General features: G+C 72.8%; 1 protein-coding gene. It reads left to right on the plus strand.

Annotated elements, in window-relative coordinates; translation table 11 throughout:
* Positions 1–394 (plus strand): single-stranded DNA-binding protein (locus ACZ3GY_RS23665; protein ID WP_465912172.1); only part of this gene is annotated, 394 nt, incomplete at its 5' end.
* Between the last annotated feature and the right edge of the window lie 21 nt (positions 395–415).

Genomic DNA, 415 nt, shown 5'->3' on the forward strand with positions numbered 1-415 from the left:
GAACTACTACGCCGTCTCGGTGTTCGGTGAACTCGGCCGGAACACCCTGGCTTCGCTGCACAAGGGCGAGCGCGTCATCGTCGCCGGGCGCCTCCGATTGCGGGAATGGGAGACCGAGGTCAAGCGCGGCGTGAGCGCGGACGTGGTGGCGGACGCGATCGGCCACGATCTGCGGTGGGGCGCGTCGGCGTTCCGCCGTACGGCGCGCGCTGCTCCTGCCGCCGAGGCGGACTCCGACAACACCTCGACGTCCGAGACCGCGCCGGGCGGAGATGCGTGGGCGGTGCCGGGTGAGGCTCCGGCTGATCCGCGGGACGACACCTCGACGGGCGCGATCGCGGGCGCACACGAATCGGCCGCGCTCGTGGAGGTGGGCGACGCGACGCCCTTCTGAGCCGGCCGGTCGAGCGGTGAC

This window comes from Pseudomonas sp. PME37.24/006, assembly GCF_055556635.1.